Annotated in this window: 13 protein-coding genes; all 13 read left to right on the plus strand. The window is 70.2% G+C overall.

Annotation, left to right across the window (positions count from 1 at the left end; all coding sequences use genetic code 11):
• Positions 1–86 precede the first annotated feature (86 nt).
• The 13 genes from ACWDEN_RS14505 to ACWDEN_RS14565 all read left to right on the plus strand — a co-directional run bounded on the left by ACWDEN_RS14505 (position 87) and on the right by ACWDEN_RS14565 (position 15,008).
• A complete protein-coding gene (locus tag ACWDEN_RS14505; protein ID WP_351611698.1) occupies positions 87–1,016 on the plus strand; it encodes an ABC transporter permease in 930 nt (309 codons plus the stop codon).
• Positions 1,009–1,824 (plus strand): ABC transporter ATP-binding protein, encoded by an 816-nt coding sequence (locus ACWDEN_RS14510; RefSeq protein WP_351611695.1) that lies wholly within the window; start codon positions 1,009–1,011, stop codon positions 1,822–1,824. Before ACWDEN_RS14505 ends, ACWDEN_RS14510 begins: the two co-directional genes overlap by 8 nt.
• A gap of 360 nt (positions 1,825–2,184) precedes the next feature.
• Positions 2,185–3,081: a squalene synthase HpnC gene (gene hpnC, locus ACWDEN_RS14515; RefSeq protein ID WP_351611693.1), complete on the plus strand. Its 897-nt coding sequence runs from the start codon at positions 2,185–2,187 to the stop codon at positions 3,079–3,081.
• The gene (gene hpnD, locus ACWDEN_RS14520; protein ID WP_351611690.1) at positions 3,078–4,040 is read left to right on the plus strand and encodes a presqualene diphosphate synthase HpnD; all 963 of its coding nucleotides are present in this window, start codon (positions 3,078–3,080) and stop codon (positions 4,038–4,040) included. Before hpnC ends, hpnD begins: the two co-directional genes overlap by 4 nt.
• A gap of 23 nt (positions 4,041–4,063) precedes the next feature.
• Positions 4,064–4,168 (plus strand): DUF6380 family protein, encoded by a 105-nt coding sequence (locus tag ACWDEN_RS14525; RefSeq protein WP_450859361.1) that lies wholly within the window; start codon positions 4,064–4,066, stop codon positions 4,166–4,168.
• Positions 4,165–5,598: a hydroxysqualene dehydroxylase HpnE gene (hpnE, locus tag ACWDEN_RS14530; RefSeq protein ID WP_450859158.1), complete on the plus strand. Its 1,434-nt coding sequence runs from the start codon at positions 4,165–4,167 to the stop codon at positions 5,596–5,598. The genes ACWDEN_RS14525 and hpnE overlap by 4 nt, the downstream gene beginning before the upstream one ends.
• On the plus strand, positions 5,598–6,734 hold the full coding sequence (locus tag ACWDEN_RS14535; protein ID WP_351611681.1) for a polyprenyl synthetase family protein: 1,137 nt from the start codon (positions 5,598–5,600) through the stop codon (positions 6,732–6,734). Before hpnE ends, ACWDEN_RS14535 begins: the two co-directional genes overlap by 1 nt.
• Positions 6,735–6,856: 122 nt before the next feature.
• On the plus strand, positions 6,857–8,881 hold the full coding sequence (gene shc, locus ACWDEN_RS14540) for a squalene--hopene cyclase (RefSeq protein ID WP_351611679.1): 2,025 nt from the start codon (positions 6,857–6,859) through the stop codon (positions 8,879–8,881).
• A gap of 2 nt (positions 8,882–8,883) precedes the next feature.
• On the plus strand, positions 8,884–9,525 hold the full coding sequence (locus tag ACWDEN_RS14545; protein WP_351611677.1) for a phosphorylase family protein: 642 nt from the start codon (positions 8,884–8,886) through the stop codon (positions 9,523–9,525).
• 5 nt (positions 9,526–9,530) lie between these two features.
• Positions 9,531–10,556 (plus strand): adenosyl-hopene transferase HpnH, encoded by a 1,026-nt coding sequence (gene hpnH / locus ACWDEN_RS14550; RefSeq protein WP_351611675.1) that lies wholly within the window; start codon positions 9,531–9,533, stop codon positions 10,554–10,556.
• 4 nt (positions 10,557–10,560) lie between these two features.
• Positions 10,561–11,688 (plus strand): flavodoxin-dependent (E)-4-hydroxy-3-methylbut-2-enyl-diphosphate synthase, encoded by a 1,128-nt coding sequence (gene ispG, locus ACWDEN_RS14555; protein WP_450859161.1) that lies wholly within the window; start codon positions 10,561–10,563, stop codon positions 11,686–11,688.
• 39 nt (positions 11,689–11,727) lie between these two features.
• Positions 11,728–13,626: a 1-deoxy-D-xylulose-5-phosphate synthase gene (gene dxs, locus ACWDEN_RS14560; protein WP_351611669.1), complete on the plus strand. Its 1,899-nt coding sequence runs from the start codon at positions 11,728–11,730 to the stop codon at positions 13,624–13,626.
• The gene (locus tag ACWDEN_RS14565) at positions 13,623–15,008 is read left to right on the plus strand and encodes an aspartate aminotransferase family protein (protein ID WP_450859163.1); all 1,386 of its coding nucleotides are present in this window, start codon (positions 13,623–13,625) and stop codon (positions 15,006–15,008) included. The genes dxs and ACWDEN_RS14565 overlap by 4 nt, the downstream gene beginning before the upstream one ends.
• Positions 15,009–15,015 lie beyond the last annotated feature (7 nt).

Here is a 15,015-nt window from a genome sequence, read left to right on the forward strand (position 1 = left end):
GGCTGGGCCGTCCCCGGGTGATCTGAGAAGCTTCTCTTACCCGAAGAGAGCAAGCTTCTTACCCGAGAGAGTCCGGATTTCCACTCGTGAGTCACACAACCCATGACGGCGGTGTCGCGGCGAGCGCGATACCGTCGCCCGACGAGGGACTGACGGCGGCGCAGCTCGCCGCCAAGTACGGGCTCGCCGTGAGCGGCGCCCGTCCCTCGCTGCCCGAGTACGTCCGCCAGTTGTGGGGGCGGCGCCACTTCGTCCTCGCCTTCTCCCAGGCGAAGCTGACGGCGCAGTACAGCCAGGCCAAGCTCGGCCAGCTGTGGCAGGTGGCGACGCCGCTGCTGAACGCGGGCGTGTACTACTTCATCTTCGGCGTGATCCTGCACGCGAGCCGTGGCCTGTCCCAGGACGTGTACATCCCGTTCCTGGTCACGGGCGTGTTCGTGTTCACCTTCACGCAGAGCTCGGTCATGTCGGGTGTCCGTGCGATCTCCGGCAACCTGGGCCTGGTACGCGCCCTGCACTTCCCGCGGGCCTCGCTGCCCATCTCCTTCTCGCTGCAGCAGCTCCAGCAGCTGCTGTTCTCGATGATCGTGATGTTCGTCGTGGCGATCGGCTTCGGCAGCTACCCGAGCCTCGCCTGGCTGCTGATCGTGCCGGTGCTGGTGCTGCAGTTCCTGTTCAACACCGGGCTCGCGCTGATCGTGGCCCGCATGGGCGCCAGGACGCCGGACCTCGCCCAGCTGATGCCGTTCATCCTGCGCACCTGGATGTACACCTCCGGCGTGATGTTCTCCATCAGCAAGATCATGGAGGGCCGCTCCGAGATCGCGGTCCGGCTGCTCCAGGTCAACCCGGCCGCGATCTACATGGACCTGATGCGCTACGCGCTGATCGACGGCTACGGCGCCTCCAACCTGCCGCCGCACGTGTGGGCCATCGCGCTGTTCTGGGCCGTGGTCGTCTTCGCCGGCGGCTTCGTGTACTTCTGGAAGGCGGAGGAGAGGTACGGCCGTGGCTGAGCAGACCGCCGCCGAGCGGCACGCCGAGGCGCACACCGGGGAGCGTCGGCCCACGGTCATCGCGGACGACCTGCACATCGTCTACCGCGTCAACGGCGCCGGGTCCGGCAAGGGCAGCGCGACGGCCGCTCTGAGCCGCATCCTGAAGCGAGGTTCCGGTGACGCGGCACGCGGGGTGCGCAAGGTGCACGCGGTGCGCGGCGTGTCCTTCGTGGCCTACCGCGGCGAGGCCATCGGCCTGATCGGCTCCAACGGCTCGGGCAAGTCCACGCTGCTGCGCGCCATCGCCGGCCTGCTGCCCGCCGAGAAGGGCAAGGTCTACACCGACGGCCAGCCCTCGCTGCTCGGCGTCAACGCGGCGCTGATGAACGACCTGACCGGTGAGCGGAACGTCATCCTGGGCGGTCTCGCCATGGGGATGTCCCGGGAGCAGATCAAGGAGCGCTACCAGGAGATCGTCGACTTCTCGGGGATCAACGAGAAGGGCGACTTCATCACCCTTCCGATGCGCACGTACTCCTCCGGTATGGCCGCCCGGCTCCGGTTCTCCATCGCCGCCGCCAAGGATCACGACGTCCTGATGATCGACGAAGCGCTGGCGACGGGTGACCGCAAATTCCAGATGCGCTCAGAGGAACGCATCCGGGAACTGCGCAAGGAGGCCGGCACGGTGTTTCTGGTCAGTCACAACAACAAGTCCATCCGCGACACCTGCAACCGCGTCCTGTGGCTGGAGCGGGGGGAGCTGCGCATGGACGGACCGACCGACGAGGTTTTGAAGGAGTACGAGAAGTTCACGGGCAAGTAGCCCGTTTCGGCCAGGGCCCCGCCGGAAGCCGTCCGGCGGGGCCCCGCGTCCGCAAAGGAACCGTCAACTCCGGTTGGTGTGGGGAATCTTGGCGCCAATCGGTGTGTTGTTGTGATGTGCGGGACACCCCGACGAACCTCGCTGCGTTGTACAACGTAAGCTGTACCGGTGCCGGAAAGCGGCAAGTGGGGTGATAATGCGCGACACCCCACACCAGGGCGACCCCGCGAATTGCCGGGCGGCGTGTCCGAAATAGTGTGTATTGGATCGGCAGTGTAGAACGGGAGATGTGACGGCAATGGCTACGGAAACTCCCCAGCTCAACGCAGCATGTGCCGTCCCCGCGCCGGGCAGCGTCCGATGACGGCCACCGAGACGGCGCAGGACCCGGAACGCGCCACCCTCGACAAGGCCACGAGCGAGAACTTTCCCGTGGCCCCCTTCTTCCTGCCAAGGGCCTGGCGCGCCGACCTCATGGCCGTCTACGGCTTCGCCCGCCTCGTCGACGACATCGGTGACGGCGACCTCGCCCCCGGCGGCACCGACGCCCGGCTGCTCGGCGTGTCGCCGGCCGAGGCCGAGGACCGCCTGCTCCTTCTCGACGCCTTCGAGACCGACCTGCGCCGCGTCTTCGACGGCACCCCGCGCCACCCCCTGCTGCGCCGCCTCCAGCCCACCGTCCGCCGCCGCTCCCTCACCCCCGAGCCCTTCCTCGGCCTGATCGCCGCCAACCGCCAGGACCAGCTCGTCACCCGTTACGAGACCTACGACGACCTCCGCGCCTACTGCGAACTGTCCGCCAACCCCGTCGGCCGCCTCGTCCTCGCCGTCACCGGCACCTCGACCCCCGAGCGGATCCGGCTCTCCGACGCGATCTGCACCGCGTTGCAGATCGTGGAACACCTCCAGGACGTCGCCGAGGACCTCGGCCGTGACCGGATCTACCTCCCGGCCGCGGACATGAAGCGCTTTCACGTCCAGGAAACGGATCTTGGCGCAAAAACCGCGAGCGCATCGGTGCGCGCCCTGGTTGCATACGAAGCACAACGCGCCCGCGATCTGCTGAATGAAGGCGCCCCCCTGGTGGGTAGCGTCCACGGCAGGTTGAAGCTGCTGCTCGCGGGGTTCGTGGCGGGGGGAAGGGCGGCGATCCGGGCGATCGCCGCCGCCGAATACGACGTCCTTCCCGGCCCGCCCCGACCCCGCAAGCTCCAGTTGCTGCGTGAGGCGGGCGTGATCCTGCGAGGAGAGGGGTGATCCGGACCGTGGATTCTCCGTCGCATGTGTCCGCACCGGTACTCGCCGCCTACAGCTACTGCGAGACCGTCACCGGGCAGCAGGCACGCAACTTCGCCTATGGCATCCGCTTGCTGCCCACGCCCAAGCGCCGCGCCATGTCGGCGCTGTACGCGTTCTCCCGGCGCGTGGACGACATCGGCGACGGCGACCTGGCCGACGAGGTGAAGCTGAAGCGGCTCGAGGACACCAGGGCGCTGCTCGCCCGGGTCCGGGAAGACCAGGTCGAGGAGGACGACACCGATCCGGTCGCCGTCGCGCTCGCCCATGCCGCGCGCGTCTTCCCGGTCCCGCTCGGCGGCCTCGACGAGCTCATCGACGGCGTCCAGATGGACGTACGCGGCGAGACCTACGAGACCTGGGACGACCTGAAGGTCTACTGCCGGTGTGTCGCCGGTGCCATCGGCCGGCTCTCGCTCGGCGTGTTCGGCACCGAACCGGGAGCGCGCGGCGCCGAGCGCGCACCCGAGTACGCGGACACCCTCGGCCTCGCCCTGCAGCTCACCAACATTCTCAGAGACGTCCGCGAGGACGCGGCCGGCGGCCGTACCTATCTGCCCGCCGACGACCTCGCCAAGTTCGGCTGCTCGGCCGGGTTCCACGGGCCGACGCCACCGGAGGGCTCCGACTTCGCGGGCCTCGTGCACTTCGAAGTGCGTCGGGCCCGCGCCCTTTTCGCCGAGGGCTACCGGCTGCTCCCCATGCTCGACCGGCGCAGCGGCGCCTGCGTGGCCGCCATGGCCGGCATCTACCGCCGGCTGCTGGACCGCATCGAGCGCGACCCGGAGGCCGTGCTGCGCGGCCGGGTCTCGCTGCCCGGACGCGAGAAGGCCTATGTCGCCGTACGCGGACTGTCCGGTCTGGACACCCGGCATGTGACCCGCCACGTCTCCCCGCGTTCCGTCAGGAGGCGCCCCTGATGGACCTCACCGAACCAGGAGACATGCGGCAGGCAACCCTCCGCTGCGGCGTGGCGTCCCTGACTGCGACGGCCGACCGTGCACCGTTCAACCTGCACGCTCGCCACGCATGGAAGGACGCACGATGAGCGACGGCTCACGCCCCGCACAGCAGCACGCCACCGCGGGAGAAGAGGGTGCGGCAGGCCGCAGTGCCGTCGTGGTCGGTGGCGGGCTCGCCGGGATCACCGCGGCGCTCGCGCTCGCCGACGCCGGCGTCCGCGTCACGCTGCTCGAAGGCAGGCCCAGGCTGGGCGGCCTCGCCTTCTCCTTCCAGCGCGGCGAACTGACCGTCGACAACGGCCAGCACGTGTACCTGCGCTGCTGCACCGCCTACCGCTGGTTCCTCGACCGGATCGAGGGCGCGGCGCTGGCACCGCTGCAGGACCGCCTGGACGTGCCCGTCGTCGACGTCGCCAAGCCCGAGGGCAGGCGGCTCGGCCGGCTGCGGCGCGACCCGCTGCCCGTCCCCCTCCATCTGGGGCGCAGCCTGGCCGTCTATCCGCACCTCTCGCTCGCCGAGCGCGCCGCGGTCGGGCGGGCCGCGCTCGCGCTGAAGGGGCTCGACCTCGCCGATCCGACCCTGGACACCCAGGACTTCGGCAGCTGGCTGGCCGCGCACGGCCAGTCGGCGCGCGCCGTCGAGGCCCTGTGGGACCTGGTCGGGGTCGCCACCCTCAACGCGGTCGCGGGCGACGCCTCGCTGGGGCTCGCCGCGATGGTGTTCAAGACCGGTCTGCTGTCCGACCCGGGCGCGGCCGACATCGGCTGGGCCCGTGTCCCGCTGGGCGAACTGCACGACCGGCTGGCCCGCAAGGCGCTCGACTCCGCGGGCGTCCGTACCGAGGTCCGTACACGCGTCACCTCCGTCTCTACCAACGAAAACGGCACGTGGAGCGTTCAGGTTCCCGGCGAGAACCTGGAAACCGACGCGCTCGTCCTCGCCGTACCCCAGCGCGAGGCCCACGACCTGCTGCCGCCGGGTGCCCTCGACGCGCCCGGGCAACTGCTGGACATCGGCACCGCGCCGATCCTCAACGTCCATGTCGTCTACGACCGCAAGGTGCTCGCGCGCCCCTTCTTCGCGGCCCTCGGCACGCCCGTGCAGTGGGTCTTCGACCGCACCGACGCCTCCGGGCTGACCGAGGGTCAGTACCTGGCGCTTTCCCAGTCGGCCGCGCACGGAGAGATCGATCTGCCGGTCGCCGAACTCCGCGAGCGCTATCTGCCGGAGCTGGAGCGGCTGATTCCGGGTACCCGGGGCGCCGTGGTGAAGGACTTCTTCGTAACCCGGGAGCGCGCGGCCACGTTCGCCCCCACCCCCGGCGTCGGGCGGCTGCGGCCCGGCGCCCGCACCAAGGCCCCCGGCCTGTACCTGGCCGGAGCGTGGACCGCCACCGGGTGGCCCGCGACCATGGAGAGTGCGGTCCGCAGTGGAGTGAGCGCGGCGGACGCCGCCCTCAGTGCCCTGGGCCGGCCCCGTCCCCGCCACCTCTTCGAGTTCGAGGAGGCGGCGTGATGCCCGATCAGGAGCTCGCGGCAGGTCCCCGCACCCCCGGTACCGCAACAAGAGGAGAGACTGTGCCCACTGTGCCCCCGGCCTCGACGCCCGCCCCACGGGCCGCGGTGGACGTGACCGCGCTGCTGGAGCGCGGCCGCACCCTGGCCACTCCGGTCCTGCGTGCGGCCGTGGACCGGCTGGCGTCACCCATGGACACCGTCGCCGCCTACCACTTCGGCTGGATCGACGCCGCCGGCAACCCGGCCGCCGGCGACGGCGGCAAGGCCGTGCGTCCCGCGCTCGCCGTGCTCTCCGCAGAGGTCACCGGCGCCGGGCCCGAGGTGGGCATCCCCGGCGCCGTCGCCGTCGAACTCGTCCACAACTTCTCGCTGCTCCACGACGACCTGATGGACGGCGACGAGCAGCGCCGGCACCGCGACACCGTCTGGAAGGTGCACGGTCCCGCCCAGGCCATCCTGGTCGGCGACGCCCTGTTCGCCCTGGCCAACGAGATCCTGCTGGAGCTCGGCACCGTCGAGGCCGGCCGCGCCACCCGCCGGCTCACCACCGCCACCCGCGCCCTGATCGACGGCCAGGCGCAGGACATCTCCTACGAGCACCGCGACCGGGTCAGCGTCGAGGAGTGCCTGGAGATGGAGGGCAACAAGACCGGCGCGCTGCTCGCCGCCTCCAGCTCCATCGGCGCGGTCCTCGGCGGCGCGGACGACGCCACCGCCGACGCGCTGGAACGGTACGGCTACCACCTCGGCCTCGCCTTCCAGGCCATCGACGACCTGCTCGGCATCTGGGGCGACCCGGAGGCCACCGGCAAGCAGACCTGGAGCGACCTGCGCCAGCGCAAGAAGTCCCTGCCGGTCGTCGCCGCCCTCGCGGCCGGCGGCTCCGCCTCCGAGCAGCTCGGCGAGATCCTCGCCGCGGACGCCAAGAGCAGCGACTTCGAGAACTTCTCCGAGGAGGAGTTCGCGGCCCGCGCTGCTCTCATCGAGCAGGCCGGCGGCCGCGACTGGACAGCGGAGGAAGCGCGCCGTCAGCACACCATCGCCATCGAAGCCCTCGACGCCGTCGACATGCCCGGCCGGGTGCGCGACTCCTTCACGGCGCTCGCCGACTTCGTCGTCGTACGAAAGAGATGATCACTATCGGCCCAACACGCCTCGCGTAGTCGCCGGCCGGTGTCCGAGGATCGACATCAGGACACCGGCCGACGGCGGACCCACAGCAGCACGATTTCGCACGACTGCACGAAGGGGAAGCCATGACAGCGACGACCGACGGAAGCACCGGGGCGACTGTGCCGTCCCGAGCTGCCGCGGCCAGCGACACCACCATCACCACTCCCGAGGCGGCCGGGGTACAAGAAGCCGCCGCAGGCGCCGCCCGGCGCGCCACCGACTTCCTGCTCGCGCGGCAGGACGCCCAGGGCTGGTGGAAGGGCGACCTCGAGACGAACGTCACCATGGACGCCGAGGACCTCCTGCTCCGCCAGTTCCTGGGCATCCGTGACGAGGGGACCACGCAGGCCGCCGCGAGGTTCATCCGCGGCGAGCAGCGCGAGGACGGCACCTGGGCCACCTTCTACGGCGGACCCGGCGAACTGTCCACCACCGTCGAGGCCTACGTCGCCCTGCGCCTGGCCGGCGACGCGCCCGACGAGGCGCACATGGCGAAGGCGTCGGCCTGGATCCGTGAGCGCGGCGGTATCGCCGCCTCCCGTGTCTTCACCCGGATCTGGCTCGCCCTGTTCGGCTGGTGGAAGTGGGAGGACCTGCCCGAGCTGCCGCCGGAGCTGATCTACTTCCCCACCTGGTTCCCGCTCAACATCTACGACTTCGGCTGCTGGGCCCGGCAGACGATCGTGCCGCTCACCGTCGTCTCCGCCAAGCGCCCGGTGCGCCCGGCGCCGTTCCCGCTGGACGAGCTGCACACCGACCCGGCGAACCCCAACCCGCCGCAGCCGCTCGCCCCGGTGGTGAGCTGGGACGGCCTGTTCCAGCGGCTCGACAAGGTGGTCCGCGGCTATCGCAAGGTCGCCGTGCGCAGACTCCGCAGGGCCGCGATGAACTCGGCGGCCCGGTGGATCATCGAGCGGCAGGAGAACGACGGCTGCTGGGGCGGCATCCAGCCCCCGGCCGTGTACTCGGTCATCGCCCTGCACCTGCTCGGCTACGACCTCGAACATCCCGTGATGCGTGAGGGACTGGCCTCGCTGGATCGTTTCGCCGTCTGGCGCGAGGACGGCGCCCGGATGATCGAGGCCTGCCAGTCCCCGGTGTGGGACACCTGCCTCGCCACCATCGCGCTCGTCGACGCGGGTCTGCCCGCCGACCATCCGCAGCTGGTCAAGGCGGCGGACTGGATGCTCGGCGAGGAGATCGTCCGGCCCGGCGACTGGGCCGTACGGCGTCCCCAACTGCCGCCGGGCGGCTGGGCGTTCGAGTTCCACAACGACAACTACCCGGACATCGACGACACCGCCGAGGTCTCCCTCGCGCTGCGCCGGGTCCGCCACCACGACCCCGAACGCATGGACCGGGCGATCGGGCGCGCGGTGCGCTGGAACCTCGGGATGCAGTCGAAGAACGGCGCGTGGGGCGCCTTCGACGTCGACAACACCAGCCCGTTCCCGAACCGGCTGCCGTTCTGCGACTTCGGCGAGGTCATCGACCCGCCGTCGGCCGATGTCACGGCGCACGTCGTGGAGATGCTCGCCGCCGAAGGACTCGCCCACGACCCCCGCACCCGGCGCGGCATCGACTGGCTGCTGGCCGAACAGGAGCCGGACGGCTCGTGGTTCGGCCGCTGGGGCGTCAACTACATCTACGGCACGGGCTCGGTGGTGCCCGCGCTGACCGCGGCCGGTCTGCCCGCCTCGCACCCGGCGATCCGGCGGGCCGTGGCCTGGCTGGAGAAGGTGCAGAACGACGACGGCGGCTGGGGCGAGGACCTGCGCTCCTACAAGTACGTCAAGGAGTGGAGCGGCCGCGGCGCCTCCACGGCCTCGCAGACCGCGTGGGCGCTGATGGCGCTGCTCGCGGCGGGGGAGCGGGACTCCAAGGCCGTCGAGCGCGGTATCCGGTGGCTGGCGGACACCCAGCGGGAGGACGGCACCTGGGACGAGCCGTACTTCACCGGCACCGGTTTCCCCTGGGACTTCTCCATCAACTACCACCTGTACCGGCAGGTGTTCCCGCTCACCGCGCTCGGCCGGTACCTGCACGGCGACCCCTTCGAGCGCGGCCTCCTCGCCAGGAAACCGCTGCCCGAGGCGAAGGGGAGCTGACCTTGAGCACCCAGCCCGCACCGCCCCCGCTGCTGATCGCCTGCGCGCTCGGCATCGAGCACCTCGCCCTGCGCACCGGGGACAGGAGCGGGGCGGACGGGCCGGTCAGCTTCCTCCGTACGGGCATGGGTCCCCGCGCGGCGGAACGCTCCGTCACCCGGCAGCTCGCGGTCCCGGCGCTGGCCGATGCGGCCGTCATGGCCACCGGCTTCTGCGCCGGGCTCGCCCCCGGCATGCACCCGGGCGACCTGGTGGTCGCCGAGGAGACCCGGGACCCGCGCGGCGCCGTCGCCTGCGCGGGAACCGAACTGCTCGTCAAGGAACTCGTGCGCATCCTGCCCGGACGCACGGTCCACACCGGCCCGCTCACCGGTTCCGACCACGTCGTCCGCGGCCATGAGCGGTCCGACCTGCTCGCGACCGGCGCGATCGCCGTCGACATGGAGTCGGCGGCCACGCTCCTCACGGCCGTCCGGGGCGGTGAGCGCCCGGTTGCGGCCGTCAGGGTGGTGGTGGACGCTCCCGAACATGAACTCGTCCGGATCGGCACGGTACGCGGTGGAATATCGGCTTTCCGCGTTCTTCGTTCCGTTCTTCCCGCATTTTTTGAATGGCACCGTTCTTTGCTGCTCCCCCGGAGGTGAGCCAGATGGCCATGCCGTTGCGCCAGACAATCAAGGTCGCTACCTACCTGTTCGAACAGAAGCTCAGGAAGAGGGACAAGTTCGCCCTGCTGGTCGAGCTGGAGCCACTGTTCGCGTGCAACCTCAAGTGCGAGGGCTGCGGCAAGATCCAGCATCCGGCCGGCGTCCTCAAGCAGCGCATGCCCGTCGCCCAGGCCGTGGGCGCGGTGCTGGAATCCGGTGCGCCGATGGTGTCCATCGCCGGCGGCGAGCCGCTGATGCACCCTCAGATCGACGAGATCGTACGGCAGTTGGTCGCCAGGAAGAAGTTCGTGTTCCTGTGCACGAACGCCCTTCTCATGCGCAAGAAGATGGACAAGTTCAAGCCCTCGCCGTACTTCGCCTGGGCCGTGCACATCGACGGGCTGCGCGAGCGGCACGACGCCTCGGTGGCCAAGGAGGGCACCTTCGACGAGGCGGTCGAGGCCATCAAGGAGGCCAAGCGGCGCGGCTTCCGGGTGACCACCAACTCCACCTTCTTCAACACCGACACCCCGCAGACCGTCATCGAGGTGCTGAACTACCTCAACGACGACCTGAAGGTGGACGAGATGATGCTCTCGCCCGCCTACGCCTACGAGAAGGCCCCCGACCAGGAGCACTTCCTCGGTGTGCAGCAGACCCGCGAGCTGTTCAAGAAGGCCTTCGCGGGCGGCAACCGCAAGAAGTGGCGGCTCAACCAGAGCCCGCTCTTCCTGGACTTCCTGGAGGGCAAGGTCGACTTCCCCTGCACGGCCTGGGCGATCCCGAGCTACTCGCTCTTCGGCTGGCAGCGACCCTGCTACCTGATGAGCGACGGATACGTCTCCACGTACCGCGAACTCGTCGAGGAGACCGACTGGGACAAGTACGGCCGCGGCAAGGACCCGCGCTGCGCCAACTGCATGGCGCACTGCGGCTACGAGCCGACCGCCGTACTCGCCACCATGGGCTCCCTGAAGGAGTCCCTGCGGGCCGCGCGCGAGACGATGACGAGCGGAAAGCAGGGCTGACGCGATGACCGCCGTCCCCTTGGGCGTCCCCGAGGTACCGGCCCGGCCGGTCGCGCCGCGGCGGCAGTCGCGGCAGATCCACGTCGGGCCGGTGGCGGTCGGGGGCGGAGCCCCGGTGTCGGTGCAGTCGATGACGACGACCCGTACGTCGGACATCGGCGCCACCCTGCAGCAGATCGCGGAACTCACCGCGTCCGGCTGCCAGATCGTCCGCGTCGCCTGCCCCACCCAGGACGACGCGGACGCCCTCGCCACCATCGCCCGCAAGTCGCAGATCCCGGTGATCGCGGACATCCACTTCCAGCCGAAGTACGTCTTCGCGGCGATCGAGGCGGGCTGCGCTGCGGTCCGGGTGAACCCGGGCAACATCAAGAAGTTCGACGACCAGGTGAAGGAGATCGCGCGCGCCGCCAGGGACCACGGCACGCCGGTCCGGATCGGCGTCAACGCCGGCTCCCTGGACAGGCGGCTGCTCCAGAAGTATGGCAAGGCGACGCCGGAGGCCCTGGTCGAGTCGGCGCTGTGGGAGGCGTCGCTCTTCGAGGAGCACGACTTCCGGGACATCAAGATCTCGGTCAAGCACAACGACCCGGTCGTGATGATCGAGGCCTACCGGCAGCTCGCCGAGAGCTGCGACTACCCGCTGCACCTGGGGGTCACCGAGGCCGGCCCGGCGTTCCAGGGCACGATCAAGTCGGCGGTGGCCTTCGGGGCGCTGCTCAGCCGGGGTGTCGGCGACACGATCCGGGTGTCGTTGAGCGCCCCGCCCGCCGAGGAGGTCAAAGTCGGCATCCAGATCCTCCAGTCGCTGGGGCTCAGGCAACGGCGCCTGGAGATCGTCTCCTGTCCGTCCTGCGGCCGGGCGCAGGTCGATGTCTACAAGCTCGCGGAGGAGGTCACGGCGGGGCTGGACGGCATGGAGGTGCCGCTCAGGGTCGCGGTGATGGGGTGTGTGGTGAACGGTCCGGGCGAAGCCCGTGAGGCCGACCTCGGAGTTGCCTCAGGCAACGGAAAGGGGCAGATCTTCGTGAAGGGCGAGGTCATCAAGACCGTACCCGAATCGAAGATCGTGGAGACCCTCATCGAGGAGGCCATGAAGCTCGCCGAGCGGACGAGCCCCGCAGACGAATGAGTTGAGCACGGCACGGCACGGACCGAGAGGGGGCCCAGCGTGACCATTCTGGAGACCATCCGGACACCACGCGACCTGAAGGCGCTGTCCGAGGTGGAACTCGGTGAACTGTCCCGAGAAATACGCGAGTTCCTGGTGCAAGCGGTATCGAGGACCGGCGGTCACCTCGGGCCCAATCTGGGGGTGGTGGAACTGACCGTCGCGCTCCACCGGGTCTTCGAGTCGCCGGTCGACCGCATCCTGTGGGACACCGGCCACCAGTCCTACGTACACAAGCTGCTGACGGGACGTCAGGATTTTTCGAAGCTGCGCGGCAAAGGGGGACTGTCCGGCTACCCGTCGCGCGAGGAGTCCGAGCACGACGTCATCGAGAACAGTCACGCCTCCACCGCGCTCGGCTGGGCCGACGGCCTCGCCAAGGCCAACCAGGTGCAGGGGGAGAAGGGCCATGTGGTCGCGGTCGTCGGCGACGGCGCGCTGACCGGCGGCATGGCCTGGGAGGCACTGAACAACATCGCGGCCGCCAAGGACCGCCCGCTGATCATCGTCGTCAACGACAACGAACGCTCCTACGCCCCGACCATCGGCGGCCTCGCCAACCACCTGGCCACCCTGCGCACCACGGACAGCTACGAGAGGGTCCTCGCCTGGGGCAAGGACGTACTGCTGCGCACCCCGATCGTCGGCACCACCCTCTACGAGTCCCTGCACGGCGCTAAGAAGGGCTTCAAGGACGCCTTCGCCCCGCAGGGCATGTTCGAGGACCTGGGCCTGAAGTACGTCGGCCCGATCGACGGCCACGACATCAAGGCCGTCGAGTCGGCGCTGCGCCGGGCGAAACGCTTCCACGGCCCGGTCCTGGTCCACTGCCTCACCGAGAAGGGCCGCGGCTACGAGCCCGCCCTCAACCACGAGGAGGACCACTTCCACACCGTCGGCGTGATGGACCCGCTGACCTGCGAGCCCCTCGCACCGTCCAACGGCCCCTCCTGGACCTCGGTGTTCGGCGACGAGATCGTGAAGATCGGCGAGGAACGGGACGACGTCGTCGCGATCACCGCGGCCATGCTGCACCCGGTCGGCCTCGGCCGGTTCGCCGAGCGCTTCCCCGACCGCGTGTGGGACGTGGGCATCGCCGAGCAGCACGCGGCCGTCTCCGCGGCCGGGCTCGCCACCGGCGGACTGCACCCGGTCGTCGCCGTCTATGCCACCTTCCTCAACCGTGCCTTCGACCAGCTGCTCATGGACGTCGCCCTGCACCGCTGCGGGGTCACCTTCGTCCTGGACCGCGCCGGCGTCACCGGCGTCGACGGGGCCTCCCACAACGGCATGTGGGACATGTCGGTCCTCCAGGTCGTCCCCGGCCTGAGGATCGCCGCCCCGCGCGACGCGGGCCAGCTGCGCGCCCAGCTGCGCGAGGCCGTCGCCGTGGACGACGCGCCCACGCTGGTGCGCTTCCCGAAGGAGTCGGTCGGCCCGGACATCCCGGCGGTCGACCGGGTGGGCGGCATGGACGTCCTGCACCGCGCCGAACGCCCCGAGGTGCTGCTGGTGGCCGTCGGCGTGATGGCCTCGGTGTGCCTGCAGGCCGCCGACCTGTTGCAGGCGCGCGGCGTCAACTGCACGGTGGTGGACCCCCGTTGGGTCAAGCCCGTCGACCCCTCGCTGCCGGGCCTCGCCGCCGAGCACCGGCTGGTGGCCGTGGTGGAGGACAACAGCCGTGCCGCGGGCGTCGGTTCGGCCGTGGCGCTGGCGCTCGGCGACGCCGACGTGGACGTGCCGGTACGGCGGTTCGGCATCCCGGAACAGTTCCTCGCGCACGCCAAGCGCGGCGAGGTACTGGCCGACATCGGTCTCACGCCCGTCGAGATCGCCGGGCGGATCAGTGGGAGCCTGGCCGTCAAGGACGCGGGCGGCACAGCCAAGGAGAGTGAATGAGCACGGAGTTCGACCTCGGCGCCCTGCTCGCCGAGCGCGGAGCCGAACGCTACGAGCTGCACACGAAGCACCTCAACCCGCAGCTCCCGCGCATGCTGCACACCATCGGCTTCGACAAGGTCTACGAGCGGGCCGAGGGCGCCCACTTCTTCGACGCCGAGGGCAACGACCACCTCGACATGCTCGCCGGGTTCGGGGTGATGGGCCTCGGCCGCCACCACCCGGTCGTCCGCAAGGCGCTGCACGACGTGCTCGACCTGGACCTGGCCGACCTCACCCGGTTCGACTGCCAGCCGCTGCCCGGTCTGCTCGCCGAACGTCTCCTCGCCCACAGCCCGCACCTGGACCGGGTGTTCTTCGGCAACAGCGGCACGGAGGCCGTCGAGACGGCCCTGAAGTTCGCCCGGTACGCCACCGGCAAACCGCGCGTCCTCTACTGCGACCACGCCTTCCACGGACTGACCACCGGCTCCCTGTCGGTCAACGGCGAGAGCGGCTTCCGCGACGGCTTCGCCCCGCTGCTGCCCGACACCGCCGTACCGCTCGGCGACCTGGACACCCTGGCACGGGAGCTGATGAAGGGCGACGTGGCCGCCCTGATCGTGGAGCCGATCCAGGGCAAGGGGGTGCACGAGGCCCCGCCCGGCTACCTGCGCGCCGCCCAGGAGCTGCTGCACCGGCACAAGGCGCTGCTCATCGCCGACGAGGTGCAGACCGGCCTCGGCCGCACCGGCGACTTCTACGCCTACCAGCACGAGGACGGCGTCGAACCCGACCTGGTCTGCGTGGCCAAGGCCCTGTCGGGCGGATACGTCCCGGTCGGTGCCACGCTGGGCCGGGACTGGATCTTCAAGAAGGTCTACTCGTCCATGGACCGCGTGCTGGTCCACTCGGCGAGCTTCGGATCCAACGCCCAGGCGATGGCCTGCGGACTCGCCGTGCTGTCGGTCATGGAGAACGAGCAGATCGTCGCGGGCGTGCGCAAGACGGGCGAGCTGCTGAAGTCCCGGCTGACCGCGATGATCGACACCTACGAGCTGCTCGCCGATGTCCGCGGCCGGGGCCTGATGATCGGCATCGAGTTCGGCAGGCCCTCCTCGCTGAAGCTGCGCAGCCGCTGGACCATGCTCCAGGCCGCCCGCAAGGGCCTGTTCGCCCAGATGGTCGTCGTACCGCTGCTGCAGCGGCACCGGATCCTCACCCAGGTCTCCGGCGACCACCTGGAGGTGATCAAGCTGATCCCGCCGCTGATCATCGACGAGGCGGACGTCGAGCGGTTCGTGGACGCCTTCAGCGCGGTGATGGACGACGCCCACAGCGGCGGCGGCCTGATGTGGGACTTCGGCAAGACACTCGTCAAGCAGGCGGTGGCGGGCCGCTGACCTGCGC

It is taken from the genome of Streptomyces sp. NPDC001153 (assembly GCF_053598315.1).